Origin of the sequence: Salinicoccus albus DSM 19776 (assembly GCF_000385175.1) — a bacterium.
In the GTDB taxonomy this organism is placed as follows: Bacteria; Bacillota; Bacilli; order Staphylococcales; family Salinicoccaceae; genus Salinicoccus; species Salinicoccus albus.
This window is the reverse complement of record NZ_ARQJ01000020.1, coordinates 1-26,234: the sequence shown is the minus strand read 5'-3', so window position 1 is coordinate 26,234 and position 26,234 is coordinate 1. Positions and strand designations below refer to the sequence as shown.

Sequence of the window (26,234 nt, the reverse complement as noted above, 5' to 3'; positions counted from 1 at the left end):
GTCATCCTTTCTAATATAAATGTTAATATCTTAGAGTGCTATAGTACTATAATGGTATAATGCTATCTTGTTGTGTTTTGATTGTTTAATCTGAATATCAATTGCTCTTTTTTCTCAAAACTTAACGGCTGTGGTTCAATCATTCCGTTATGTGACCGGTACAGTGTTTCTACTAAATTCCGCATATCTTCTACCGTCTTTGCATTTATCACAAGAAAATGTTCTTGGTTTTTCTGTGACGGATCGTCTTCGACCCGACTCAACACCAGTAACTGTTCCATTGCGTACTTTCTTTGTTCAGTATTTTGTGCTTGATTTACTTTCTCTGTCCAATATCGTTTTTGTTTTGAATTATCGATGTGAAATAGCGTTGATATGATCTTATAATCAGCGTCCATTAACCGATTAAAATTGGCAAACCGCATCATTAAACGATTCTTCTCTTCCTGATTCGAAAGATTTAACGCATGAGTGACGATTTGAAATATTTGATAATAAGAATTATCAGTACCAACAATTAACGCCTGTGCATCGTCCATTATCTGTTTATACGGTAAAATGTCTAAAACTGTATGATCGTATCGAACGTTCTTTTTCTTTTTATCTTTAATCCGTGTTTTCTTCTGTTTCACAATCTTTTCATCGGTTAAGCCCATCTTCATCCTCCTTGGTATTCTGATTATAATAATGTTTATCGATCGCTTTATATTGATTTCTGTCCTGATCCATCAATACGGTAAACAATACTGCGATAAAGCGTCTGTCCGGATTCGTATACGGGCGATGTATACATATCACTCCGAGAATTAGATGAAACCCAATAACTACAATCGTTAAAAACACGCCTTCGACCTGCATCACGTTTGTAACAATAATCCCCAGAAACAAGAAGCCGGCTAGATAAGCAATATCAATCAATGTGATTGATCCAAAAAACTGCATGGAGGCAATCATATCCTTCGGTATGATATAAACGTTCGCTCGTTCTTCCTTATCCTTTGCCAACTCAACACCACTCCTTTCTTTCAACATACAAACAAGCGGGCGATCGGTTGGCCCGCTTATTGATTATCTTTCCTTCGATTAAAGGCTTCATGTCTCCGCTTAATATTATCCATTTGTCCGGTATCTGTCCTAAAGTTCGTTTTCATATTCCGGACAATATCTTCTGTCTGAGCAACCTGACTGCCAGAGGTTTGAGTGGTTGTGTGTTGTTGTGGTTCATTTTGAGATGCATGTTGCTGTACCACATTTTCAACCGCTGTCCGTTCTTTTGAAGTTAAGTTGTTATTTCCGGATACCACATTTTCCATTACTTGTCGTTCACCTTGAGAAATACTTTGAGGTGCCTCCATTACTTTTTCAAAGACCTGCCGTTCTTGTGCACCGATGTCAGCCGATTGTGTCACAACATTTTCAAGTACCTGTCGATCTTGTGTGCCAATGTCTGGATGATTGGTTATTACATTTTCTACAACTTCTCTTTGCTCTGACGATGCGGTTGATGGTGAATGTAGTGTATTGACCACTGCATCAGCTTCTTGAGACCCGATTGCGCTGTCATTCATCATTCTGACGACATTTTGTTGAATATCTGGTGCGGTCATCGTACCCTCATTGCTTAACGTTTGCACCATCTGCCTGCTCTGCGTATCCATTGAATCACCGGAGATCACGTCTTCCATTACTTGTCGTTCACCTTGAGAAATATTGCCGCTATCGTTTGAAATGAAATTCTCAAGCACTTGCTTTTCTCCTTGAGAAATACTGCCATTGTCATTTGAAATCAGATTTTCCATCACTTGTTTCTCATCATTAGAGATACTGCCGTTATCATTTGAGATGAGATTTTCTAAAACATTTTTATCTTGATCTACCGGACTACTGTCACCCGCCGGTATTATCGATTCAATCGCCTGTTTTTCTTGTGTACCAAGGTTGTCGCTTTGTTTGAGATTTTCCATCACTTGTTTCTCATCATCGGAAATATTTCCGCTATCATTTGAAATCAGATTTTCAAGCACTTGCTTTTCGTCTTCGGAAATATTGCCGTTGTCGTTTGAAATGAGATTCTCAAGCACTTGCTTTTCTCCATCTTCCATTAAATTGTTTCCAGCTGATTCGATATTTTCAACAACATCTCGATTACTTGTTCCATCCGGTATACTGTCGCCGGAATCCATCGTTTGAACAAGTGCTTGCTTTTCTTCTGTTCCGATATCATCATCATTCATCATTGAATTAAGGGTTTTTCTTTCATCTGAATCTAATGATGCACTGCCATCTTCGATGACTTTTTCTAATACATTTCTTTCTTTATCATCTAAATCGGCATCTGCATTTTGTACAAGATTTTCAAGTGCTTGTTGATTACTTGTGTCTGTATCCGCTATACCATTGCCTGAGTTACTGTCTGTGGACAAGCCTTCTGCTTTTGCATCCGCTAATGCCCCTTGATTTTCTGCATTATTCATATATCCGTCATTATTCATTGCTTGATTCAGTTCATTATCAATAGAGTATGCACTGCTGTCACTACTGTTTGAGCCTGTGCCGGCAAGTTTTTCAGAGTTTGTGTCTTTTTGATCTCTTCTTTCTTGTTGCTGTTCCTTCAGTTTATCTTTTTCATTACCAATATGACTGCGGACGCCGCTTGTTGCTTTCGCTCCGGCAGAGCCGAGTGCCAGTCCGGACATAAGGTTTTGATAACCATCTTTGACACCGATGTCCACGCCGAGCAGTTTTTTCGCTTGATCCGGACCATCAATGGTTGCCAAACCGAGGGCGAACATGATGACAGTGACAACGATTGGATTGACATCTAATGTACTTAAATAATTCATCATCACCATAAAAAGCTTGAAAACCAGCATCACTAATCCAACCACTGTAAAGTTGATAACAAGATCTTTCAGCAATTGTTTCGTCCGCTGTCCCGTACTTAAATCTGTGGTTGCCACAAAGGGCGCAATGATATTGGCAAACGCAATTTCAAAGAATAAACGGATGACCTTGAAACTGGTAAACAACATAACAGCGATCAAAATACCAAGTTGGGCAAACATATTGATGAAGTTACCGGTATACCGATAATAGTATTCATTCAATATCGGAATTTCGCCGATGATACTCAATTCAAACGGTTCAATTTCAGTCGTCGTTTCCTCTCCGTCTTCATTATCAACGAGCTTACTCGTGAAAGCTTCATGCTCATTTATTGATTCTCCATTTTCATCTTCTCCGTAGTCTCGATTATCGCTATCATCAGGATTCGGATGTATGACTTCTGCGAAATCAATGTTTCTGATATTTCCATCTGTGATTGTGTTGTTGATGTTATTATCAGCTTCCGTGAAATCATTGCGAGCAAGATAAACAAGATCCCGTGTATTCGTCTGAACGATTTGTGTAGATAATGAACTGACTTCAATATTATCTTCTACACCGGCGCTTTGACTGACCTCGATAAAGTCATCACTCAATTCACCGAGCTGTGACACAACCCATGGCAATAGGAGAATTACCCCAACCGCTAAAACAATGTTTAGTAAAACATTTGTTTTTTGCACTGTCTTGCCGGTGATGAGTTGAAAGGCAATGCCAATGATTGCGATTGTTAGAAATATAAAAGCGAGGGGGACCAGATAATCATATAACGTCTGCACACTCTCACTTTCCATTACACCGCCGAAAGAAAGCACTGAATCGAGCATCCCCTCCATACGGATGGCGATATCATAAAAACCGTCGATTAACAGTGACCAAATCAACGGATATAATACAAGCCATATAATTGACATTTGCTTAAAATATTCTTCATATTCCTGTAGGATTTCAATGACATCCAACGTCTTATCACCTGCCTTTTTGCTTAATGATTGCGGTAATGTTCTACAATCTCTTTATAAATAAATGATTTATCGATATTGTTCATATGATTTTTAAATGTTTGTACGGGATAGGATTTAAAATCCGAAATCTCCGCCTGATCAAAATATTTCGAAAGATAATCTAAGCACCGTTCGTACAATGGATACGGAAATTGATACGGATCTAAAAACAGTTCGTCATTTCCCGATATATCTGTTTCAGTGCTTTGCTGTGAATTGCTGTCATCGGCTTCATCATTGATAATTCGATTGACTGCCTCTAACACCTGTACTTTCGCTTTTTCTTTATCATCCATTTTCAGGTTTGCTGAAAAGTTCAATATAACGGACTCAAATGCTTCCTTTGTTTCCTTGCGTTTCAGCATTTCAAAGGCGTCATTACCGCCGCCGATACTTTGAATGTAACCTTTTAAACGTTCTAATTGATCTGGTGATAATTGAAGTTCTGACAAATAGGATGGCTGGTTCTGTGTCATTCGTCCGCTCCAGTCAATCAAGATATCTTTAATTTGAAGCATACGGTGGTTTGATGGGATATCAAAATCACTTAATGCTGTGTCATCATCAAATGTGTGAGATAAAAACTGATAGGCAAACGGCATCGACAATAATTCCGTATTTTTTATAGGATATGCTGTCACCTTATTTCCGTCTAAATCTTTGCGTTTTAAAAATCGAAGCACAACAGTGTCGCCTTCTTTCATTTGAAGAAGCTCCTGCGGCAGTATGATCGGCTCTGCTTCAACTGAGTCGGTAATGGATATGTCACCGCCGAGCTCTTTACCCGAACGGTTTGTCGATTGCACAGTTTTTTTGCCACATTTTTCAGAAATTTCATCAGCAGTCTCTTTTTCTGTAGACATGATATACACATGATTTTGACAATTATTTTTAATGGTTCTTGCTGTCTCTTTGCCATATACAGAATCAAGCTGTGAATAGCCTTGCACATACAATTCCCACAAGATGTTTCTGCCGAGGGACACGGTGATATTCGTCTCCATATCATGAATCGCCGGCAGGTTGCCGAATTCATCCAGTCGGAATTTGACTCGCTGATGACACTTGTTGTCACGGGTTAATGACGCACTTCGGGCAAGGTTTGTGTAGACCTGTGAGATGAATATCGATGCAATGGTATTTCGAGAGCTGTCATAATCCGGTATAATCATAAAAATGGCAACGGGTTTATTGCTGTAGTACAGTTTTGTTTGTGTTAAGAACGATGCGCCCTGTGCTTCTACAAATTCTAAACTCGCTTCCTCGGCATAATCCATCTGCTGAGTGTATTCATTGTACTCGGTAGCTACTTGATGGAAGATGTATGTGGCATACTGTTGATCATTCATATAAATATCAATCATATCCCCATCTTCTAACTGTTCATCAAAATTGATGGATGCAGAACCGAAGGCATCGACCTGAAACGTCTCTTTAATCGGATGAGTATCTTCAGATTTAAAAATGATTTCGCCCCGTTCAAACGCATAGCCTTCTGTAAAATACATATACATCCGCTTGTTAAACCCAATCCGATTGAAATCAATTGAATTTTTTGAAGTCATTTTGTCAATTTGAATGCGGCTGAATATCTCTAATTTACCGGTAGTCACCGCATAGATCGAACTTCGTGTATTGTTCTTAGAGAATTTCAATTGCGCAAAAGATGGCTTGGCAATATGGTCCGGCGGCAGTTTCTCAAAATATTCATCGAGTTTACTCGATTCATTTCCTTCCTCGTCTTCTTCGACTTGCCCCAATTCAAGTAGCATGCGGTAAACGTTACCCATCGTAATTTGCTCGGGACTTTTTTCTCGATAACATTTTTCAACTGTTGCTAAAATAAGGGCGTTAGTTAGGTTGGCACCCGAAGCATCCCAAAATGGATCGCCCTTATCCCCTTTTCCCATGAATAGTGAATTCGTGAGTGTGGAGCAATCGGCTTGTGCCTGTGCATAATCGCCTTTTTCATAGGACTGCTTGATAATTTCAAGTGGATTATAACTCATGCCGTTATCCGGATCGAGCAGGTTTAATGCATAGACATCATACCCACGCGCATTCAGCGGCTTATAACTTGCTGAATACAACTCACCTTTGGGATCTCCGACAAGCATACAGGGTTGCCGTTCTGCCCGTGAATCCAGATCGATTGCCGGAAACACCGCAGTCTGCCCTTTCCCTGATCGGGATGTGCCGATGATGCAGGTATTAGAAGTGGAATCATCAATAAAATAACGATCTCGATAATGAGAAATTGGAAAACCACTTTCACCTGTATAAGATTCATCTCTATGTGGCACCATCCGATAAATATCTTTCATCTCTTGAAGTGTCGTAAATCGGCTATCGCCTTTCTGTCCGATATTTAGTGTTCGATAGCGCCGATGAATTTCGTATAATTTATACGCTACATATAGTACACTCACGACTAAAGCAATGAGTAATATTGTTGTAAATTGAGATAACTGTGTGAAATGATCAAACGTCAAAATACTGGACTGCATCTGCACCGTATTAGTTTCAAAGGATTGATTAAAGTCAATAGTTTGTATGCCTGTTACTGTGGAATCAATCAGGTTCACAAACGCATTGATGACAAATAAAAAAGCGATTGTCACGAATACCCCACCCGCAATTAGAGTGTAAGGGTTTGCTACAATCGCTCGGATATTTAGTCGGTGTGTCTGTTTATTTTCAGTTTGTTTTTTAATATCGTAATTGAATTTGAACGTCTTGAATTTGAACCTCTTCCAGTCAATCGACTGCCGTATAGAACTGAACAGAGAAATCATCAGAATCGACTCCGATCATTTTCAAAAGATGTAGTGAAATCAACATTAGTTTTAAAATTATGTTTGTTCAACATATGCACCTGCCTCCTTTGATACATTTAGATTTTTAAAGCATTGAAAAATCTCTGTTTCCGATAAGTTTAACTGACTTTTTGTTGAAACTAATGTTTTGAAAAATTCTTCTTTCACATCGCTGTCTGTATCATTCATTACGGTTTTAATATTATCCGTTTGTTCTAAATCAAACCATGTCATCAATTGTTCAAAAGAGATGTCCTGTTTTAGGGCATAGCCAATCGACTGCCGGATTAACGCTTCGGTGCCAACTTTAACTGTTTGTCCATTCTTTAAATCCGCTAACGTATTCAGATATAAATAAATGGTTTCTACATTTTCTTTTACTGCTTCAGTCATGCGATCATACGTGTATTCTAGTGCATTGTATAGATGTTCATACGCATCAGCATCAAATGCACTGCCTTCTGCATTTAAAATGTGATTCACTTGTTTCACATTCCCATCATCGTTTTTTAAAATTGACTCATTATCAATGATAATGTCATTTCGTTCTGTATTATCAAAATGTTCTTCAAAGATGATGATTTCATCCCCAATTTGAATTTTTTCTAAAACAATATCCTTTTCCCTTTCATCAACTTTGATTCGGTGATGTCTTTGTTCAATTTCCACAACCACATGAAATGATAGGTCACTAGATTCAAACAAAGATGAAGGGATTGGCTCACAATCTATTAGCGTTGCTTTATTAATGTTAGCAATATATGATTGATATGTTGTCATATCTTTGCCTCCTGAATGCTTCTTATTATATTGATTTGTCCGAGTGCCTGTTCAGCTTCGTTAATCACTTCTGCTTCTGCGCCCCCGTTAAAAAACAGTTGAAACGCAAACATAATGAGAATGAACAAGACGAGGACGGCACCAGTGACTATGCCTGCAATTTTTCTCACATTCATTGGAACCATTCGTTCAGCTTCCTTTTTCTTCGCTTCAGCTTCTTTATGCTTTGCATCCACTTCAATGGCTTTCAACCGCTGTTCTTCTTTTTTATATGCCATTTCGTTTTGTTTTTGTTCCAGTTCCTGTGCCTGCAAGTGTTGAGCATTAGCTTCATGTGCCCTATCTTTTTCTTTCATCGCAAGAATGTCTGCCTGAGCCTTTTCTTTTTCTGCTTCATACTTCGCTTGTTCCATACCTTCATGCTGAGCTGTTTGATGTTTGTGTTGCTGATTCTCAACATCTGTTTTCCATGCATTAATATTTTCATCTAGCTGTCTGTATGTGTTTTCGTCATATTCAAAGATTTCATCATTTAACAATTTTATTTGTGCTTGTTTGTCTAACATCACATAATTGTAGACATCTGCTTGCACCTTTTGCTTTAATTCTTCTCTAAGTGCCTCTTTTTTTTCTTCAAACTTTTGCTCTGCTTTTGCTTTTTCAGCTTTCACTTCCTTTTGCAAACGTTCCTTGTATTCAGCAATCATTTCTTCCTGCTCATTATTTTGTCGTTCTTCAAATCGATGGCGAGCCTGTGTTTGTTCTGCCTTAAAGTCATCCATTTCATCTTGTTGCTGTTGATCCACTGTTTTAACTTTATCATCGAGTTTTGACGTCACCTGTGCCTTTAAATCATGAATATATTCTTCAACAAATGATTCACGGGAGCGTTCATATTCTTCGAGTTTTGTATCAATATCCTGCTCATTTGCAAGCAGATACTCATTATAGTTATCAACCAAAGTATGATAAATCTCGATTAATCGTTGTTCTTTATATGATGCCAATCGTGTTTCTCTGTCGAACAAAAAAGATAATCGTTTGTTTTCAACCGGATCATCACTTTGTTTCAAAAATATATCTCTCGACATGACCCTCGGTAATTGAAAATCCGGAATATCAATCAGGGCATTGAACGCATCGGCGGGAGCAATTGTCATTGCTTCTGTTTGACCTGCCTCCGATGATAACGATGACTCACTCTCTGACTCATTTTCTGCTTTATCTACTGTCGAGCCGTCATCGACTGATACTTTCTTTTCCTTCTCTGTGTCGGTATTTTCTTCTGATTCTGCATTCACGGTTTCCTCTGTATCAGAGCTCTCCCCGTTTTCATTTGCTTCAATGTTCTGCTCAACCTTCTCGTTTGTTTCCTCTGTGGATTCCTCCAATTCATCCTGTACCTTTTGTTCAATTTCTTGCTCCCCTTCTGCCCTTGTTTCTGATTCTGACGACCCGTTCGCTTCTAAATCCTCAACACTATTCTCAGACTGATGATCGGGTTCCGTTACATCGATTCGCTTACCCAACCACTTATTGACGAGTGTATCTTTTATATTGCCAATCCGTTGCTTTTTGATTGTATTCGGTGATTTTACTTCCTTCGCCTGCGCAATATTTTCTAACACTTCTTTTTTGTAGGCCTCATTAGCATTGGAACTGTTAAGATAAATTTCCTTTTCGGCAATTTGATAAAAACGATCTTCGTTTAAAAATTGGGTTGAGGGCGTTATTTCATATTCAAAGGTTCCCAGTTCAACGGTTTCTTGTTTCTTTCCGTCTTCGACATCGATATTTTCTACTAAGTGAAAACGAATTTTGACCGCTTTCTGAAACGATTGTTTGACTGCTTCCTGAATATGTTTTAAGCATTCATCAATGACTGCGATACTATAATACTTTTTATGATCAATGTTTAAATAGCCAAAATATTTTCGGTCTGCTTTAGACAGAATGATTAACCGCACCTGATAATTGGACATCCTTCCGCTCCTTTCGTTTTAGAAAATTAGGTATAAAAAAAAGACAGTACGGGACTGTCTATCATTTATACCTAGCATTTCATTGTTTTTATTTTGAAATAAGCACTAAAAACTGGCTTGACTGGCGACCCATGAAGCAAGTGCATCAGCGGCAAAAATTAAGATTAACCCGACTGCTACGCCGAGAATAAATCCTTTGGCAAGCCTTGGGCCATTCTGACCGCCCACCATCCAAACGATGCCGGCAATAACAAGCATTAACGCTCCGAGTGGTACACCAAGTGTAACGAGTCCGCTTGTGATGTTTTCAATCGTTCCGGTTGTTTGTGAGATTGCTCCAAGTGTTACATTTTGGGAATAATATGTGATGAATTGAAACATATTAAACAACATCCGCATTATTGATTTCCTCCTAGGTTATTTGATTTTTTGGCTGTTTTCTCTGCATCATCGATAATCAAATCCATCGCTTTACTTTCAATAAATTGATCTTCCCACTGTCGATATTCTTTATCTTTTTTCATCATCATCAGCATATGATTTTCCAACTGTTCCGCTTTCCATGTGTCAAAGTCCTGGTTTGTTTTCGCTTCAACAATATCTTTGATTTTTTGTTTTGTCAGTGCCATCTGTAACACTCCTTTCATAAAATAAAAACACAAATCAAAATGATAAACAGTATTGCATTTGCGCATAATATCCACTTACTTTTCTTACGCTTGGGTATTCAGCGGTAGACTGTTTGTATATGAGTGCTTCATTCCGTTGATCAGCAATGAAGGTGTAAGAAAAGCATGTCGCATACACATCACCTCCTTTAAAGTATCTGTTTCTAATTAAGTCGCATTGATTAATGAACATCATGAATCAATGATCAAATAAAATATTAAAGTGTCACACGATTAAATAATTTTTTGGCTCTGTAATTATTAAACCTTGTTTTTGAACGATGCTCATATCTTCGCATCGACTAGCACCGCTTTATTTAAAGTCTTGGCCGTATCAAAAACTGTAGTCATTAAGAAAGCAAAGGGTTTTGCTTTTGTGTGACTGACATAACATAGCGTTTTCGCTCTTACACGACAAGAATTCACTTGCTTACTACTTCATACGTATGTCTGCGTTTGAGAAGCGTGCGTATCTATATTTAATTATCAATGTGCAGAATTATTGTGAATAGATATTCACAAATCAATGCGACCTAATCCGTTTATTTTTTAACTAACTTTACACGTTTTAACTGTTCATCAATCCGATCTTTTTTGCAGATAACGTCCCCCTTTTGATTTTTGGCTCGGATGACGTTGTAAAAGTAATCCTTAATTTTGACGATGTTGTTCTCACTGATATTACTTAAATTCGATAATCGTTTCGGACGTCTCAGTGCATAGCCTTCTCCGATGTTGATAAAGAATTTTCTATCACGTGTCGTAAATGAGTAGGCCTGCTGTTCTAAATCTTGAAGCGAAAAATCTTTATGAGGCATTAACACTAACTTAAATCTTTGCGTATCATACGTTTGATTGATCATAATAAGCAACCTCTTCTCATAAAAAAATGTGGATTGCATCAACTACCTTTAACAGTTAGTTTGCAACCCACATGTCCGCTTTATATATTGATGTGTAAATGTCTATCTTGATAAGGCATCTCACTTCATATAATATAAATAAGAGGGAGTTCAATTACTAATGTGCTAGTAGTTGATGAAATATCAACAGTTGTTGGCGCAACTGTTGAATCCCTGTATAAATTTTGTATAGCGGAGTACATCGTTGATGTACTCCGTTCGTCGTTTACTCGGCTTCAACCAAAAAAATGTCTTCTTCTTCTGTCGCTGGATATCCTGGATTTTCGTATTCTTCGTCACTTTTCAAATAATTCTTTCCTTGATCATCTGTTCGATAATCTCTTAATACTACCCCATTTTCATTTTCCTCAATCAAAAAGCTATTGTCATTTGAATTACTCAAATCATATGATTCATTTGAAGGGAAATCAGCAAATGAGATTTTTTTCATTGGATCTTGGCCTTCGACTTCAACCGGTTCTTCACTAATTTCATAAGTAATGGATTCCGGATAATCTTCTCTGCCGTACCAGGCAACATCCGCGCGGCCATCTTCAAGAAACGTGATTGAATACTTTCTTTCGCCGTCTGTTTCGATATAGTGTTGATCATTTTGAATACTTTCTATCGCATTCGCATTTGATACGCTACAAGCAGAAAGAAAAATCATAGTCGTGATAGATAAAAATAGAATTCGCTTTTTACTGATAAAAAATCCCGCCTTCAGCTTGATATTTTCTTTATCTCGAAACTACGAACAGAGTCTTTTTTAACCCTCTGATATTTATTACCAAACAATAACTTTAGCATATACCAGTTTTCACCATCCTCATCGATCATTCGTGTTGTATATTCTTTTCCTCGATGATTAGTGACGATTAATGCATATTGGTTACCGTTTAATTTACTATTTAGATAATCGTAAAATAATAAGAGTTCATCTTCAGAAATAACGCCTACTCTAATTTCTTTGTTAGTCATTGATAACTTCCTCTGCTTTTATTGTAACAAATAAGTAATATACATGCAAATAAGAATAAGTAGTTCTTATAAGCAATAAACCTACGCAATAAAATGTTAGCTTCTTCTACGTAAGTTCTTTATAGCATAGCAAAGCTCTACCAATTCCGTAAAGAAAATTTTAAAAATTTGATAAGTTAATCTAAACAATGCAAACAATTAAAGTTTAAAACTCGAATTTTTCATATCTTGCTCAATAATTTCTTGTAACTCTTCTTCTGCGTAGTTTCTAAAATAATTTTGGACAGATCGTGAAATATAACGAGATAAGTAATTGATCGAGACATTATCAAACTTTGCTTTTTGAATCATGCGGTTCATAATCTTGCTGATTTCGACATTATGAGATTCATATGTAAAATCAAAATCATTTTTCATATCGTCATATTCTCTTGAAACAGCATTTTTCGCTTTATTAAATATATCCATCAACAATTTAGCATCGTCATAATGTAAACGTTGGAGTTCCAAACTTATGGATTTAGGATATTTGTTAAAGGACATTTCTTTATTATACTGATCTTCAGAAATAGTATCGTCTATCTGCTGTGAGAAATTACCTGCATAACTTGAATGACCTGCTAGATTTTCTGTGTCATCTTCTTTTTTCAAGTTATACACGTTATTCAGGTTATTATTAGTATTTTTATATTTAGTATTGTTTTCTTTAATATTATTAATGTCCTGACTTTCCGGATTAGACTTCTCCGTATCCGGAAAGTCAGGAAACGGGTTTTTCTTTTCTTTCTCTTCCGTTTCCTGATTTTCAGTATCTGGCTTTTTCTTTTCTTTATCATTGTCTATTTTATAAGAAAAAACAGCATTTAAATTTTGTTCATCTGCCAATTTTTCTATTTCTTCTAATACTTCTTTGACTTCATCTTTATTATCGCTGAAGATATATTCTTGTTTTACATAGCGTTTTGTTTTTTTATCTCTGTATTCTACTCTTGCAACATAGCCATGTTTTATAAGTTCATTAAGCATTTTATAGTGTGCGTCACGTCCATTTTTTGAGCGAGTAATTATTTCTTTCATTTGGATTTTCCAATCCTCTGTGTTAGATAAAAATATAATTAATAGTCCTTTTGCTTGAACCGTGATTTCTGAATCATTTAATAAACTATTAGAGACTTGTGTGAAAGAATGTCTTCTAGCATTACGAAACGATACTGTATCTGTCATATGAATACTCCTTAGTAACCTGATTATTTTGGTTGGTTTTTTATTCTTTTCGCTTCTGACACCTTAAAATTTTGTACAAAAAACTCCTCAAAGCCCTTTCAAAAAGGGATGGAGGAGTACACTAATTCAAAGTTTATGTATTTACATTACTGATATTGTGTTATATAATGCAATTACAAATATTAAACAAAGATTAGTGTACTCACACTGATTTAATTGAAAAGGACATTCATTGTTGAATGTGCTAAACGTCGACCAACGTTTTGAATCTCTGCACTTAACTACTGGTAATAGTTGAGTGCTTTTTTTATTTCTTGTAATCAATTATAACTATTTTTTGAATGATTACAAATAGATTTTATAGAATCATTCAAATTCTTAGTATTTTTCATTGATTAATTCAGACACAATATCCACGATGCTTCTGCCGGATTTTGCACTTTCAAACTTCAGTTTCTGATGATCATCTTTGTATAAATTAATTGTCTTATACTCTATTTTCTCTTTCTGATTTTTAAGCAGGTCTGTCATATCTCTTTTATCAGAAATCGGGGTCTGTTCATCTGTTTTCATTTTTTTATTAAAATCTTCACTCATTTTTATTCCCCCATATAATATATATAATAGTATTATAACATAATAGCATATTAACACAATAGTATTAATGTTATAAAATATTTACTTTTTGATTGAAATAAACATTTGACGTAACAATACATTTTCTTACTTCTTCTTCGTCTTCAGCAACGTACATTCTGCTAATTACATCTTCGTATACTTCTTGCAATTCTTTAGTCAGTACAACATTACTTTTGATATTAAACAAGAGATGAATAATATGCTCTTTCAGCTCAAAGAAAGAGTTTGCAATTGTAATTTCCTGTGCTTGATTGTTTAGAAGTAGATACATATCTTATTCTCCTTTTCAAAAATAATATTAATGTTATCTAGCACCTATATAAAACAACATAATAACACATATGTTATTGTTTGTTCGGCTGTCTCAGTTTATCTAATACTTCTTTCAACGCATTTTTATACATTTTCATTGTCTTTTTATCGTGAGCATATTCAGTGGTGATGCCGTGATAGCCCCATGTTTTCACACGCTCACTGGATCTTACGACGCTTTTTAGAACATCGTCTTCAAAAAGGTCTGCAAAGTCCTGCATGATTTTTCTGTCTGTGCTACCTCGTGTATTTACGAGGTATTGAATAACCCCAAGCAATTTCAGATTTTCATTGTACTGTGCCATTTCAGATAGATATTTATAATAACGCTGTGAAGATGTAAAGCTATCCTGTTCAGTTTTTGCTACAATGAGCACATAGTCTGACATAGAAACAGCATTGTTCGTCATAATGTCCGTTGACGGTCGAGTATCAATCAACACATAATCATAATTCTTCACTAAATCTTTAGTGAGTGTATACAACAGATAAAATTGTGCCTGCTTTGGCAGATTGCTAACATGCTGATGAAATTTCTCAATCTGCCAATCTCCGACAAGCAAATCGATATTATCATTGATTGTTACGAGAGCATCTTCAATTGTTTGATCTTCTATTGCCTGCATTAGCTGTTTCTTTGGTTTTGCTTCCGCCTTAAATGTTCTTCTCACTTTATCGCTTAAATTCATCTGGGGATCGGTATCCACCAACAATACTTTTTTGTTGTGTTCTTTATCGAGTAGAAATGCAAATATCTCTGTAATACTCGATTTTCCTACGCCACCTTTATAATTTCCTACTGTAATAATTTCTGTCATCTTGTTTATCCTCCTATATGCAATATTGATATTATTAGTATTGTATAATTAGAGCGTATCACATTTATACTAATATATAAAATAACATAATAACATTAATGTGTAATAAAATATAATTTTTCTTAAAGCCTAATCAATAAAGTAGAGTAGGGAGTGTCTCTAGGATGGATATAAAATTACTGACTTTCATATATTAATTTGTACAATCTAAATATGTCACACTTATGCTACTATATAAAATAACATAATAACATAAATGTGTATTTAGCTTAATAAAGGATGGCAATTTCCTTTTGTTCTTTATCAAAGAATACTGTTTCCCAAATTTCATCATCTTCCAAAATATCTTCTGAATACTTAATTTCGTTGTATCGAATACTTTTTGCGATATCAAGCGGTTCGTGAATACCTTCACTGTATAATTTCTTGAATAATATCATTTCGTCATCAATCATATCTTTAAGTACATTTACTGTTTCCACCATGTCATCTAATGATGTGTTACCATCAAATCTTGCCCAATCTGTTTTAATATCAGTGATAATATAATCTTTGTCATTTGCATAAATGTCATCTAAGTGTTGATACGCATCTTTTGTACCTGCTTTTGTCATCAAATCATGCCATTTCCCATTTTTATCAATAGAGTGAATGTAAGCTTCAATTTTTACTTTCAACATGTTTATCATCCTTTTCTTTGTTTTTTCTAACACTCGCTTTTAGAAAGCAGTGAAAGAATGATGCTGTTGTTTACAATGCACGTAAAATCAACAAAGCGATCAGATTGTCAACGATACGAAGTACACGCTAGTGCTTGTCGTTGCGATCTTATCGAGCAGTTGATAGTGTATGTCTGTAAACACAGGAGCTTTCACTGCTTCATGAAAGTGGGGGAGCCACTTGAAATTTAATTAAGCAATCGAACATCAGATACGTGAGATTGCTTCATCAATACTTGCTCAAATAAAAAAGGATTCCGTATTGAAATCCTACAGGAGCATTGTATTTTGATGTGTTAGAATAATTATTGTCATCTAGTATACTTCTGTGCGAATAGCATGGAAGGAGGTGACACCATGTTAGACAGCTTTTTTGAATACCTTATCGCACCAATCACTGTGGGTGTGATAATTGCTTTGTTCAATTATTGGCTGAACAATAGTGAAAAATGACTAGATGACATCCAATAACACCAAAAAATCCCCAATCTATGCTAGTAGATTGGGGATCCGGTGTACCATGTTAGAAACTTTTTTGAGTACTTTAATAATAACATTTTTAAGCCTTTAAATCAAAATGTATAAACTGTTATTTTAGCGTTTATTAATTTGAATTTGTAAGCATGACATCCTCAACTCACAGAGGATGAATAACTAAAGTACTTTTTAGTATTTCCATCGATATGAACGCTAAACATATTTATCCATCGTTTCCTGTTAACGCCTGCACCGATGCGCTACGTTAGCGACAGACAGTGACGAAATGTACTGTTAATTAATATAAATGCTAGAATGTTTAAATGTTAATATGTTATGCGAAACAATCATGCTCCACATTTTTGACTATTAGCTCCTGAAAGCTATTAAATGTATCCGACTGTTTTATACATACATCTCAATCAATCAATTGCAGTGTATCATCCATAGTCATAATCAAAAATGCACTGAATCAAAATAGGGTAGGGACAATAAACCATAACGGTCAAAATATTTTCAAAAAAATTTAAATGATTGGCACACCATTGACAGTCAATGTCCGTGAAAATAATCGGCATGTGCCAAGGTTTGATGGCTGTTGAATATGAAGAAAGCTGTTTTGTTCAATGATAAGGGATGTGCTATACTGAATACGAACGTTTGTTCTTATTAGTGAGGTGAATTTCGATGTATAACTATTATTTGTGTACGCGTCGAGACATCCTTTGTGTCGATCAAAAAAGCTTTTTTGCCAGTGTCTCATGTATTTTAAACGGGCTAGATCCATTGACAACAAAACTGGCTGTCGTCGGGGACACCAAACGGAAAGGCGCTGTGGTGCTCGCAGCCACCCCCGAGTTGAAAACGCTAGGCATTAAAACGGGGTCCCGTTTGTTTGAGATACCGAACCGCCGGGATATATATATTATTAATCCATCAATGAAGATGTACTTAGATTACTCGCAAAGCATTACAGAGATTGCGCTGCAATTTGTGCCGCCAGAAGATTTCCACCAGTATTCTGTTGATGAATTTTTTATGGACATCACGGACAGCTATCATTTATTTGCACCGACACCGAAAGCATTTGCATTACGTTTAAAGACAGAGATTTATGAAGCGACGAAAATACAGTGCGCCATCGGTATTGGTGAGAATCTATTGTTAAGTAAAGTGGCATTGGATCTGGAAGCTAAAGAACGGCCGGATGGGGTTACTGAATGGCGGTATGAGGATGTCGAAGAAAAATTATGGAGCATCAAACCCTTATCAAAATTTTGGGGGATCAATGAGAAAAGTGCGGTTAAATTAAACCAGAGAGGCATTTTTAGCATTGGTGATTTAGCCAAGTATCCATCAAAATATTTAAAACGGGACTTTGGGATTGTGGGTGTGGACTGGCATCTGCATGCCAACGGCATTGATGCGAGCCAGATCCGTGACAAACATGTGGCCCATTCGCCGTCAATCGCGAAAAGCCAAATACTACTGAGAGATTATGGATTTGACGAGATATACGTCGTACTGTTTGAACAGATTGATGAGCTGGTCCATCGATTGAGAGTATCCCACCGGTTCACACGCACAATACACTTTTCTGTCGGCACCAAAGATGGAGTGATCTACCGCAAACAATTTTCCATTCAAGCCGGGACGAATAACGAGAATGAGATAATGAAGCATGTATGGACCCACTTAAAAAGATTGGCGGCCCCTGATGTGCTGTATCGCACAATCAGTGTGTCACTCACAAATTTTATACCGGACAGCCTAAGGCAAGGTTCATTATTTGAGGATCCGGATACAGTATTGAAAGAAGAATCGTTGAGGGACACCATTGATGCATTGAAAATAAAATATGGCCAATTGTCTGTAATGCGCGCATTCAGCAAGACAAACGCCTCAACATTGCAGTTGAGAGAGGGGCTCATCGCAGGCCATAAACGATAAATTAATCTGATGCACGCGGTGATGAAATGAAATGCACATATGAAAGGCTGGCCAACAGCGATGGGCCAGGGCATATGCGAGACAACAACAGCTCTCACGGTAGGATGATTCAATGGGCGCCGTATGAAGCCGTGGATCGAATGAGGGTCGCACCAGCCAAAATGCCAAAGCCGGCATTCAATCGGGCACAGGGACACGTTAGACATCGATTTGAGAAATCACATTGTTTGCTTATTGGTTGGACAATCGTGAGAAATGACTAGACCAATAACAATCGATTAGGAGGGGATGACTAACCCCCTCCTAATCGATTTAATTATTAAGTTTATAAAAGTTTGTCTTTAAAATCTTCTCGAAATTCCTTCCTTTTATCACCTTCATTTGAGAAGAATTTTATCCCCAACAATCTAACGTCCTCATTCTCAGAAAGCACTTCTATATTCTCATTTTCACTTAATGCCATTAAGAAGTCTTCTTTCCATCGATCTTCCAGTTGCAAATGGCCCCCTTTGGGTTCCAAAAAGACCTGATAAGTGTAGGCTTCATCTTGTAGATAGAGCAGGAAGTCAGGCATGAACCCCCGTGTGCCATTGATTTCAACGATTTTTACTTTCCGTTCATTTCTGATGAGATATACCTCTTGATACTTCTCTTTTAACTGTTCCACATAATCATTGATGAAATCAATAAATGCGCTCTCTAAACCGTTGACGATGGCCTTATCGTAGACATACCAATGATTATCCCGCATATTCCGTTTCTGTAGGGTCTCACTCATAGTCGATACCTTAGAATTGACCGTATTCAATTCAATATAATAGTCATCGATCATTTCAGACATGGCCACACCTTCGAATACAGGGGTGCCTCGTTCTTTCATATAGTTTGCCTTTATCTTCTTCTCTACATAATCCAGATATTTCTCTACCATTTTGAGTTTGCTTATTGGACTTAAATGGTGCAATTTCAACCCCTGTGGTAGGGTGACATAGAACGTTAAGTTCCCAAGGAAGTCGGGACTTTCAATGAAGTCCTTCATGCTCGATAGGGCAGGGATGTATGCCTTGAAGTGACTGAAGTGAAAGAAGGGCTTTCTCTGTAGCGCCTTTCGGATATAGATACGGTCTACATGCCAAGTCGCTTCATGGGTTTGCCCGCCACCGGTCTGGGCCATCCGTTTGCCATAGTGCTGCTCAACGGTGGTTTCAAACGGAATTTCATAATCCGTGGTCACATTATAATGAGAGATGGTCTGGTAATCATCTGCAGTGGTTCTCACCAGTTTATTAATATAAATCTTGCCGTTTTTGAATACGGAACTCTTTTTAAAGGCCGGTTTGAGCCTTGCTTCCAATCGATCGTATTCATCTTCTTTCACCTGTATGCTTGCAGATTCGAGTGATTTTTCCAGATTCTTAATATAGGCATTTTCATTAATCGTATGATAATGCAGGCTTTCAATAACTTTGAGATCCGTCTGTACCAAATCGAACCGTCTTGTATAGGAACGCTCTTCTTGGTACTCAAAGGGGTAGTACCGAGCGCCACGCCCAATCAGCTGGGCTTCACTGTCTGTCGTGGTTTTCGTTGAAGTGGCGCCTTCACTGATTCTCACTATATCGAACAGGTTCAATACATCCCAACCTTCATTCAGCTTTGCGACGGCAAAGATGGCCCGAATCGGGTTGTTGTCTTCCTCCAATGTATTCAACAGTAGGGCATTATCTTCCGAAAGGAAGGCTTTATCATTGGCATTTAGAATGGTTTCTGCTGTGAAATCCCACTGCAGGTCACGAATGACTTCAGGCAGGGGTTGATCTTTATAATACTCGAACATCTTGCTCCATATACTGTGCTCATGCTTGTAGGTGGCATGGCCCAGGGTGATGATATGTGACAGGCTTTCCACGTTCAGTGTCTGCACGGTGTTTAATAAGCGTTCATTGGCGGATAGGGAAGTCGCAACCTTGTTGGACTTGAACAGAATGATTGGCTTTAATGAGATGTCATTCGCTTGGGCAATGTATTTACGGTACTGGCTCAAGAGAATGGCGTTCAGCATCTTGTTTTCATCTGCTTCATCGGCACGCAGCAGGACCACATTCTTCGAGTAGCCATCATTCATGAAGCGTCTCAGATCATATTGATAGACGATTTTGTCTTTATACTTCTCGAACAGGACATCCTGATTCAAGTTGATGGTTGCGGTATATTCCAATAGGCGATTGGCAGGGTTGAGCTGAAGCAGGGTGTTAACGGTATTCTCCCATGTTCTTTCTTCATACTCTTTGGTATTCAATTTCCGTTTGTCCCGCCGTGTCCATGCGTTGATATGGTGCGCTTCATCGGCCAACAACACAAGGCGCGTATTTTCCAACGATTCATAGGTCAATGCATTTTCTTTGGGTTCTGTGAGATCAGTATGGAGCTTTTGGATGGTGGTCAACTTCAAATAGATTGTATTGGCGTCTGGAAACGCCGGGAATACATCGACCACTTGAATGGAAATTCGCTGTCCATCTATCACAATGCCTTCTTTTTGGAATAGATACTTACTGGAACTTTCATTTGTAAGGTTGTCATAAGTCTTTTTAATGATGGCATCACTGTTCACAAAGAAGATGAAGTTCTGTTGACTCTGTTCTTTAAATAGATACAAGATGGTGGATGCAAGGACAAGTGTCTTCCCTGATCCCGTTGCCATATGGAACAACAGATGATTGAATGAAAGATCTGCATTGTCTAGTTCTTGTGTGTAAATGAGCTGTTTCAATGCTTGTGACTGGTATTCACGCAGTGGATGACTCAGGTTATCCCGAATATAATCCGGCACTTCAGGTGGCGCTACGAACAGGGAATTGAACTGTTCTTCGATTCTTCTATGAAGGATTTCATTACTCATCGTGGTCACCTTCCTTTTGATAGAAGGAATGGTTAAAGTCTTTTACTGAATCAGATATATCATATTGGCTATCTTCAATCTCAGAGTAATTAAGATACAGTTGGTTCATATCAAGCACTTGAATAAGTACATCTTTTTGTTCCTTTAAAGATAGTGATTTAAAATCTTCATTGTTAGTAGTAACTTTCTCTAAGTCCACTTTAAAATTCAAATAAGCAGACTGCTTCATTTGATTAATAATGTGTTCTAATTCCTCATTGCTTGAGCAACCTTGAATAGCCTGGAGATATTCTTCATTCAGACTGTACAATTCTGCATAGACAAAACTGCCGCTTCCTTGCCAATCAACATCTTTCGAAATACCTCCTTGTTCTCCCTCAATCACTTTTTGTAAACGTGGAACAGAAACTTCGTTTACGTAGTTCATTTGCTCAATTCCAATATATTGCCGATTCATTTTATGAGCTACAGCAGCAGTTGTCCCTGATCCTAATACAAAATCTAAAACAATATCTTCTTCAGAAGTTGAAGATTCTATAATTCTTTTAATCAAGCTTTCTGGTTTTTGGGTAGAGAACCCAACAAGTTCACTTGATGTAGATGCTTGTTGGAAAGACATAATATCTCCCCATACATCACCCATTGGTATGCCTTTTAACTCATCTAGATATTGTTTTTTATGACCTGGTCTATCATCCCTATAACGCCTTCCTTCATCATCAACCTTAGAAAACCTTTCTTTGTATTTATCAGGATAATCAGTATATAACTTATTAAAATAGAAGTTTTTATTCTTTGTATAAAAAAGAATGGTATCATGGGTCCTAACCCAGTTATTTGATGTTGTTTTATAACCTGAAGAAGTTTTCATGTCCCAAATTATTTCTCTTTGGAAGTTCTCGGGTCCAAATATTTCATCCATTAAGCATTTTAAATAATGCACTTCATTGTAATCCAACTGTATATATATACTTCCATCTTCAGTAAGCAGTTCTTTTGCTATGCTCAACCTGTTTTTCATAAAGGTTAGCCAAGTAGATCTATTAAAGTGATCATTGTATTTAAAACTATCATTACCTGTGTTATAAGGAGGGTCTATATATATAAGTTTTACGCTACTTTCATATCGTTCTTTGAGAGAATGTAAGGCAATTAAGTTATTCCCTTTTAGAATAAGGTTATCAGTATCATTTATATGTGTAACCCTATGTTCGCCGTCTGTATTATATTTTTTAACTTTTTGTAAAATCTTGGGCGAGAGCAAAGTATCGATTTCTTCTTTTGCTATTACATTGTGATAATAAATTTCTCTTTTTCCTATCTCTTCTCTGCTCATTCCTCCTTCTAGAATTCCATCTTTATGAGGGAAGTCCAGGACTACATCTGTATTATATTTTAAATACTTATTTTCACTGGTAAGGCCGATCTCATTAGTATACTTTGTGTAGCTATTATCCCAATAATTTTTGAAACGCAACATACTGATGAAATCTTCAATCTTAAATATTGTGCCTGATTGGAATTGAATAGAATATGTACCTCTTATCAATTCATTCGATAAGAGAGCTTCGATTATTTTTTCGTTGTATAGTCTTATTTCTTCAATTAGTTTATTTTTCAATAGTGTGTCTTCATGCCAATATTCAGGAAATGTCTTTAAAACTTTGTTGATTTCTTGTTGGAGTTTTGTTTCCATAAAATCACTTCTCTCGATTCTTATTTTCAAACTTATTGTTAGCTATATTATATTGTTCTTCATTCAAGGATGTCATTACTCATTCTTGCCACCTTCCTTTTGATAGAAGGAATGGTTGAAGGCTTTTACCGAATCAGATATATCATATTGGCTGTCTTCTATTTCTGAATAATTAAGATAAAGCTGGTTCATATCAAGCACCTGGATAAGCACTTCTTTCTGTTCTTCTAATGATAACTCTGAGAATATAGAATTATCATATATTGCTTTCTCTAACTGCACTTTAAAATTTAAATAAGCTCTATTTTTTATTTCTTCAAGAGCATCCTCAAGTTCTTCTTTATTTTGAGACGACTGAATAAGATACAAAAACTCTTCATTCAAACTGTACAACTCCGCATAGATAAAACTTCCTCCACCTTGCCAGTTTTCTATCTTACTTATTGAATTAGAGTCCCCTTTTATAACATTCTTTAACCTGGTTACACTATCATTTTCACCATAAAATAATTGTTCAATACCAATAAATTGACGCTCCATTTTATGTGCAACGGCAGCTGTTGTCCCACTCCCAAGAAAAAAGTCCATTACAATATCATTTTTTTCTGTAGATATTTCTATGATTCTATGTAATAATTTTTCTGGCTTTTTACCATTCTTCAGAGATACGCCCCCCTCCTTGGAAAGGCCATTATATGGTATATCTGCCCACAAATTTGTAAGAGGCTTTGCAGGAACTTGCTCACCATATATTTCCTTAACTTTAGAAGAATAAAAATACATTTGTCGGCCATTTAATATATATATATCTTCATAATCTTTTCTTGGTATATGATAAACGATTCCTTTATTCTCTTTGGATTCATTTTTAACCTGGATAATTTCTTTCCCTGCATCTTTACTGATTGCAGTAGATTGATAAACACTTTCCTTATTATCTAATGCAAAATCTGCAACTAACTGTACAAAAACAGTTTCTCCCAGATTGATTTTAGCTTCTCTGACATTCCCATAGCCCTCTTTTTTAGCTATAAATTCAGATAATGAAACAACTTCCCAATTCTCAAAACCTTCTGTGTAATTTACTATGTATTTGTTATATGCAGTATCATACTCTGCTTCAACGTATTTTATTTCATACTTATATTTACTTTTATCCTTCGCGTACATTAAGAGATATTCTGTCTGTGAATATGGGGAAGGATTAACTACTTTATGGCCTGAGGGGTCTGAAGTTTTTACTACCATAGTATTTAAGAAGTTCGTTCTACCAAATACTTCATCACATAGCACCTTTAAGTAATGCAATTCTTTGTCGTCAATTTGAATGAATATGACTCCATCATTGCTCAAAAAATCTTTTGCTACCTCTAATCTATTCTTCATGAAAGTTAACCAAGTAGAATGATTGAACCTATCATTGTATTTAAAGCTATCATTACCAGTGTTATAAGGTGGATCTATATAAATTAGCTTAACTTTATTAGCATATCTTTTTTTCAATGAATATAATGCTAATAAATTATTGCCTTTCACAATAAGATTGTCAGTGTCATCTATATATGTGACTTCATGCTCACCTTCTTTATTATATTTCTTGATATTTGTTAGTGCTTTAGGAGACAACAAAGTATCGATTTCTTCTTTAGCAATTACACTGTGGTAATAAATTTCTCTTTTTCCTTTCTCCTCTCTACTCATTCCTCCTTCTAAAATCCCATCTTTATGAGGAAAATCCAAAATTACATCTGTATTATATTTTAAAAATTTATTTTCGCTGGTCAGACCGATTTCGTTTGTATACTTTGTAAAGCTGTTATCCCAATAGTTTTTGAAACGTAGCATACTGATAAAATCTTCTACTTTAAAAATTGTACCTGATGGTAATTGAAGAGCGTATGTCTCTTTAATTAAATGATTAGATAAAAGAGCTTCTATTATTTCTTTATTGTACGAACGTATATCCTCAATCAGTTTATTCTTCAATAATGTATCTTCATTCCAATACTCAGGAAACACCTTTAAAACATTCTTTATCTCTTGCTGGAGCTTTGTTTCCATAAACTCATTTCTCTCCAATCTTTTTCTCAGACTTGTTGTTAACCATGTTATAGATAGTACCCCTTGATACACCAGTCATTCTTATGATTTCATTTATCGTGTATTTCTCACTCTCATACAAGGAAATGACCGTTTCTCTCTTATCTTTTGGAAATTTAGGTCTACCCCCCATTCTACCCCTTGAACGGGCTGATTCTAACCCTTTTCTTGTTCTTTCACTCAAAAGATTCGCTTCGAGTTCCGCAAAGGCACTCATCATAGTAAAAAACATCTTGCCCATTGCATCTTTAGTATTGATATTCATATCTATTATTTCCAAATCTATGTTCTTTTCATCGAGGTGCTGGGATAGTTCTATTAATTGTTTCGTTGTACGTCCTAGCCGGTCTAATTTAGTGATTACTAAAGTGTCTCCTTCCCGTAAATAGTCTAGACATTTATCCAGTTCTGTTCTTTTATACTTCTTACCACTTACCTTTTCGGAAAAGATACGATTACAACCATATTTACTTAGAACATCAATTTGACTATTTAAATTCTGACCTCTCGTACTGACCCTGGCATAACCAATCTTACTCATAATTTTTCCTCCTTATGTTTCTCTTAGTGAGGGAGTATATGTATTCTATCCTCTAATTAGCACTCATAAGCTTTAGCTATCGTACAAAAACTCAATAAGTTTTTAAAATATTGTACAAAGATAATTGTACGGGTTTTTGTACTTACAATCTATAGTGAAATCAACTATATTTCATTTCCTACCAATATTCCAATAAACGGTCGTTTTTTAAACTTAATTTTACATGTAGTTTTTGTCATATTAAATACTCAATTTATGCACGAATTCTCGAAAATTATAATCTAGTCTAATACATAAAGGAATGACAAGTTCTTTATTAAAAGTAGAAAGAAGGGATTGTAAAGTATGAGAAAAAAGAACCTATTGATAAGCTTGTTTTCTCTGATGATGGTCATTGTTTTATCAGCTTGTACAAGCAATGACGGAGAAGCATCTGTAGAAGATACTAGCAATGAAAAGAATTTAAATGAAGAGATGAACATGAATGAGGACAATGAAAGTTCTATGGAAGAAAATATGAATGGCTCCTCCAGTTCAGGAGAAATGAATAATGGTTCCATGGGTATGGGTAATGACCATATGGATCATGATGATGTGGTAAGTCTAATTGATTCGACAGGAGAGAACGAACTGAGTATCCCACCTGTACTCAAAAGCGACAGCAACAAAGGAACTGAGTATACAATACGCGCGCAAAAAGGAGAAACAGAAATATTTGATGGCGTTCAAACAAAAACATATGGCTATAATGACTCGTTTCTAGGTCCCATGCTTCAATTTGAAAAAGGAGATACTGTGAAAATAAACTTAATCAATGAACTCAATGAAAATACCACT

General features: G+C 36.3%; 23 protein-coding genes. 3 read left to right on the top strand and 20 right to left on the bottom strand.

Annotation, left to right across the window (positions count from 1 at the left end):
• Positions 1–62 precede the first annotated feature (62 nt).
• From G343_RS0102950 to G343_RS0102870, 16 genes are all read right to left on the bottom strand, one after another.
• Positions 63–656: a hypothetical protein gene (locus G343_RS0102950; RefSeq protein WP_020006620.1), complete on the bottom strand. Its 594-nt coding sequence runs from the start codon at positions 654–656 to the stop codon at positions 63–65.
• Positions 640–1,005 (bottom strand): DUF5592 family protein, encoded by a 366-nt coding sequence (locus G343_RS14200; protein ID WP_020006619.1) that lies wholly within the window; start codon positions 1,003–1,005, stop codon positions 640–642. Before G343_RS14200 ends, G343_RS0102950 begins: the two co-directional genes overlap by 17 nt.
• 56 nt (positions 1,006–1,061) lie before the next feature.
• Positions 1,062–3,848 carry a pLS20_p028 family conjugation system transmembrane protein gene (locus G343_RS0102940; RefSeq protein WP_020006618.1) on the bottom strand — a complete coding sequence of 929 codons (2,787 nt, stop codon included), beginning with the start codon at positions 3,846–3,848 and terminating at the stop codon, positions 1,062–1,064.
• A gap of 23 nt (positions 3,849–3,871) precedes the next feature.
• Positions 3,872–6,511, bottom strand: a complete 2,640-nt coding sequence (locus tag G343_RS14935) for a VirD4-like conjugal transfer protein, CD1115 family (protein ID WP_169336661.1) — start codon at positions 6,509–6,511, stop codon at positions 3,872–3,874.
• 231 nt (positions 6,512–6,742) lie between these two features.
• Positions 6,743–7,486, bottom strand: a complete 744-nt coding sequence (locus tag G343_RS0102930) for a hypothetical protein (protein WP_020006616.1) — start codon at positions 7,484–7,486, stop codon at positions 6,743–6,745.
• Complete coding sequence (locus tag G343_RS0102925) at positions 7,483–9,468, bottom strand: hypothetical protein (protein WP_020006615.1); 1,986 nt, start codon at positions 9,466–9,468, stop codon at positions 7,483–7,485. The genes G343_RS0102930 and G343_RS0102925 overlap by 4 nt, the downstream gene beginning before the upstream one ends.
• 105 nt (positions 9,469–9,573) lie before the next feature.
• A complete protein-coding gene (locus G343_RS14190; RefSeq protein WP_020006614.1) occupies positions 9,574–9,867 on the bottom strand; it encodes a TrbC/VirB2 family protein in 294 nt (97 codons plus the stop codon).
• Entirely contained in the window at positions 9,867–10,097 is a 231-nt protein-coding gene (locus G343_RS0102915; RefSeq protein WP_020006613.1) for a hypothetical protein, read from the bottom strand. Before G343_RS0102915 ends, G343_RS14190 begins: the two co-directional genes overlap by 1 nt.
• A gap of 581 nt (positions 10,098–10,678) precedes the next feature.
• Positions 10,679–10,999: a hypothetical protein gene (locus tag G343_RS0102905; protein WP_020006611.1), complete on the bottom strand. Its 321-nt coding sequence runs from the start codon at positions 10,997–10,999 to the stop codon at positions 10,679–10,681.
• A 265-nt stretch (positions 11,000–11,264) separates the two neighbouring features.
• On the bottom strand, positions 11,265–11,708 hold the full coding sequence (locus G343_RS0102900; RefSeq protein WP_020006610.1) for a hypothetical protein: 444 nt from the start codon (positions 11,706–11,708) through the stop codon (positions 11,265–11,267).
• Positions 11,709–11,761: 53 nt separating this feature from the next.
• Entirely contained in the window at positions 11,762–12,019 is a 258-nt protein-coding gene (locus tag G343_RS0102895) for a hypothetical protein (protein WP_020006609.1), read from the bottom strand.
• Positions 12,020–12,217: 198 nt separating this feature from the next.
• Positions 12,218–13,243 carry a hypothetical protein gene (locus G343_RS14930; protein WP_051087874.1) on the bottom strand — a complete coding sequence of 342 codons (1,026 nt, stop codon included), beginning with the start codon at positions 13,241–13,243 and terminating at the stop codon, positions 12,218–12,220.
• Between the two features lie 378 nt (positions 13,244–13,621).
• Positions 13,622–13,840 (bottom strand): hypothetical protein, encoded by a 219-nt coding sequence (locus G343_RS0102885; protein WP_020006607.1) that lies wholly within the window; start codon positions 13,838–13,840, stop codon positions 13,622–13,624.
• A gap of 70 nt (positions 13,841–13,910) precedes the next feature.
• Entirely contained in the window at positions 13,911–14,153 is a 243-nt protein-coding gene (locus tag G343_RS0102880) for a hypothetical protein (RefSeq protein WP_020006606.1), read from the bottom strand.
• 73 nt (positions 14,154–14,226) lie between these two features.
• On the bottom strand, positions 14,227–15,012 hold the full coding sequence (locus G343_RS0102875; RefSeq protein ID WP_020006605.1) for a ParA family protein: 786 nt from the start codon (positions 15,010–15,012) through the stop codon (positions 14,227–14,229).
• A 269-nt stretch (positions 15,013–15,281) separates the two neighbouring features.
• The gene (locus G343_RS0102870; RefSeq protein WP_020006604.1) at positions 15,282–15,692 is read right to left on the bottom strand and encodes a hypothetical protein; all 411 of its coding nucleotides are present in this window, start codon (positions 15,690–15,692) and stop codon (positions 15,282–15,284) included.
• 396 nt (positions 15,693–16,088) lie between these two features.
• On the opposite strand from G343_RS0102870, the gene G343_RS15320 reads away from it, so the two are divergent.
• Together G343_RS15320 and G343_RS0102860 are read left to right on the top strand one after the other, a co-directional pair.
• Positions 16,089–16,184, top strand: coding sequence for a type I toxin-antitoxin system Fst family toxin (locus G343_RS15320; protein WP_020006603.1), 96 nt, complete (start codon positions 16,089–16,091; stop codon positions 16,182–16,184).
• A gap of 711 nt (positions 16,185–16,895) precedes the next feature.
• Positions 16,896–18,158 carry a Y-family DNA polymerase gene (locus tag G343_RS0102860; protein WP_020006602.1) on the top strand — a complete coding sequence of 421 codons (1,263 nt, stop codon included), beginning with the start codon at positions 16,896–16,898 and terminating at the stop codon, positions 18,156–18,158.
• Positions 18,159–18,483: 325 nt separating this feature from the next.
• Here the strand turns inward: G343_RS0102860 and G343_RS0102855 are convergent, their stop codons facing one another.
• The 4 genes from G343_RS0102855 to G343_RS0102840 form a co-directional block, all read right to left on the bottom strand.
• On the bottom strand, positions 18,484–21,060 hold the full coding sequence (locus G343_RS0102855; protein ID WP_020006601.1) for a DEAD/DEAH box helicase family protein: 2,577 nt from the start codon (positions 21,058–21,060) through the stop codon (positions 18,484–18,486).
• Positions 21,053–22,756 carry a site-specific DNA-methyltransferase gene (locus G343_RS0102850; protein ID WP_020006600.1) on the bottom strand — a complete coding sequence of 568 codons (1,704 nt, stop codon included), beginning with the start codon at positions 22,754–22,756 and terminating at the stop codon, positions 21,053–21,055. The genes G343_RS0102855 and G343_RS0102850 overlap by 8 nt, the downstream gene beginning before the upstream one ends.
• A gap of 75 nt (positions 22,757–22,831) precedes the next feature.
• On the bottom strand, positions 22,832–24,817 hold the full coding sequence (locus G343_RS0102845) for a site-specific DNA-methyltransferase (RefSeq protein ID WP_020006599.1): 1,986 nt from the start codon (positions 24,815–24,817) through the stop codon (positions 22,832–22,834).
• A gap of 4 nt (positions 24,818–24,821) precedes the next feature.
• Positions 24,822–25,397 carry a recombinase family protein gene (locus tag G343_RS0102840; RefSeq protein WP_020006598.1) on the bottom strand — a complete coding sequence of 192 codons (576 nt, stop codon included), beginning with the start codon at positions 25,395–25,397 and terminating at the stop codon, positions 24,822–24,824.
• 345 nt (positions 25,398–25,742) lie between these two features.
• On the opposite strand from G343_RS0102840, the gene G343_RS14180 reads away from it, so the two are divergent.
• Positions 25,743–26,234, top strand: a 492-nt coding sequence (locus tag G343_RS14180; RefSeq protein WP_020006597.1) for a multicopper oxidase domain-containing protein, incomplete at its 3' end; no start/stop codon positions are given.

Bases quoted from the DNA above. Each gene is read 5' to 3' on its own strand.
- G343_RS0102885 (WP_020006607.1), bottom strand. From the start codon at position 13,840: ATGAGTGAAGATTTTAATAAAAAAATGAAAACAGATGAACAGACCCCG.
- G343_RS0102950 (WP_020006620.1), bottom strand. From the start codon at position 656: ATGGGCTTAACCGATGAAAAGATTGTGAAACAGAAGAAAACACGGATT.
- G343_RS0102930 (WP_020006616.1), bottom strand. From the start codon at position 7,486: ATGACAACATATCAATCATATATTGCTAACATTAATAAAGCAACGCTA.
- G343_RS0102845 (WP_020006599.1), bottom strand. From the start codon at position 24,817: ATGGAAACAAAGCTCCAGCAAGAGATAAAGAATGTTTTAAAGGTGTTT.
- G343_RS15320 (WP_020006603.1), top strand. From the start codon at position 16,089: ATGTTAGACAGCTTTTTTGAATACCTTATCGCACCAATCACTGTGGGT.
- G343_RS0102905 (WP_020006611.1), bottom strand. From the start codon at position 10,999: ATGATCAATCAAACGTATGATACGCAAAGATTTAAGTTAGTGTTAATG.
- G343_RS0102860 (WP_020006602.1), top strand. From the start codon at position 16,896: ATGTATAACTATTATTTGTGTACGCGTCGAGACATCCTTTGTGTCGAT.
- G343_RS0102850 (WP_020006600.1), bottom strand. From the start codon at position 22,756: ATGGAAACAAAACTCCAACAAGAAATCAACAAAGTTTTAAAGACATTT.
- G343_RS0102880 (WP_020006606.1), bottom strand. From the start codon at position 14,153: ATGTATCTACTTCTAAACAATCAAGCACAGGAAATTACAATTGCAAAC.
- G343_RS0102915 (WP_020006613.1), bottom strand. From the start codon at position 10,097: ATGGCACTGACAAAACAAAAAATCAAAGATATTGTTGAAGCGAAAACA.
- G343_RS14930 (WP_051087874.1), bottom strand. From the start codon at position 13,243: ATGACAGATACAGTATCGTTTCGTAATGCTAGAAGACATTCTTTCACA.
- G343_RS0102895 (WP_020006609.1), bottom strand. From the start codon at position 12,019: ATGACTAACAAAGAAATTAGAGTAGGCGTTATTTCTGAAGATGAACTC.
- G343_RS0102875 (WP_020006605.1), bottom strand. From the start codon at position 15,012: ATGACAGAAATTATTACAGTAGGAAATTATAAAGGTGGCGTAGGAAAA.
- G343_RS0102855 (WP_020006601.1), bottom strand. From the start codon at position 21,060: ATGAGTAATGAAATCCTTCATAGAAGAATCGAAGAACAGTTCAATTCC.
- G343_RS0102925 (WP_020006615.1), bottom strand. From the start codon at position 9,468: ATGTCCAATTATCAGGTGCGGTTAATCATTCTGTCTAAAGCAGACCGA.
- G343_RS0102870 (WP_020006604.1), bottom strand. From the start codon at position 15,692: ATGTTGAAAGTAAAAATTGAAGCTTACATTCACTCTATTGATAAAAAT.
- G343_RS14190 (WP_020006614.1), bottom strand. From the start codon at position 9,867: ATGCGGATGTTGTTTAATATGTTTCAATTCATCACATATTATTCCCAA.
- G343_RS0102900 (WP_020006610.1), bottom strand. From the start codon at position 11,708: ATGATTTTTCTTTCTGCTTGTAGCGTATCAAATGCGAATGCGATAGAA.
- G343_RS0102840 (WP_020006598.1), bottom strand. From the start codon at position 25,397: ATGAGTAAGATTGGTTATGCCAGGGTCAGTACGAGAGGTCAGAATTTA.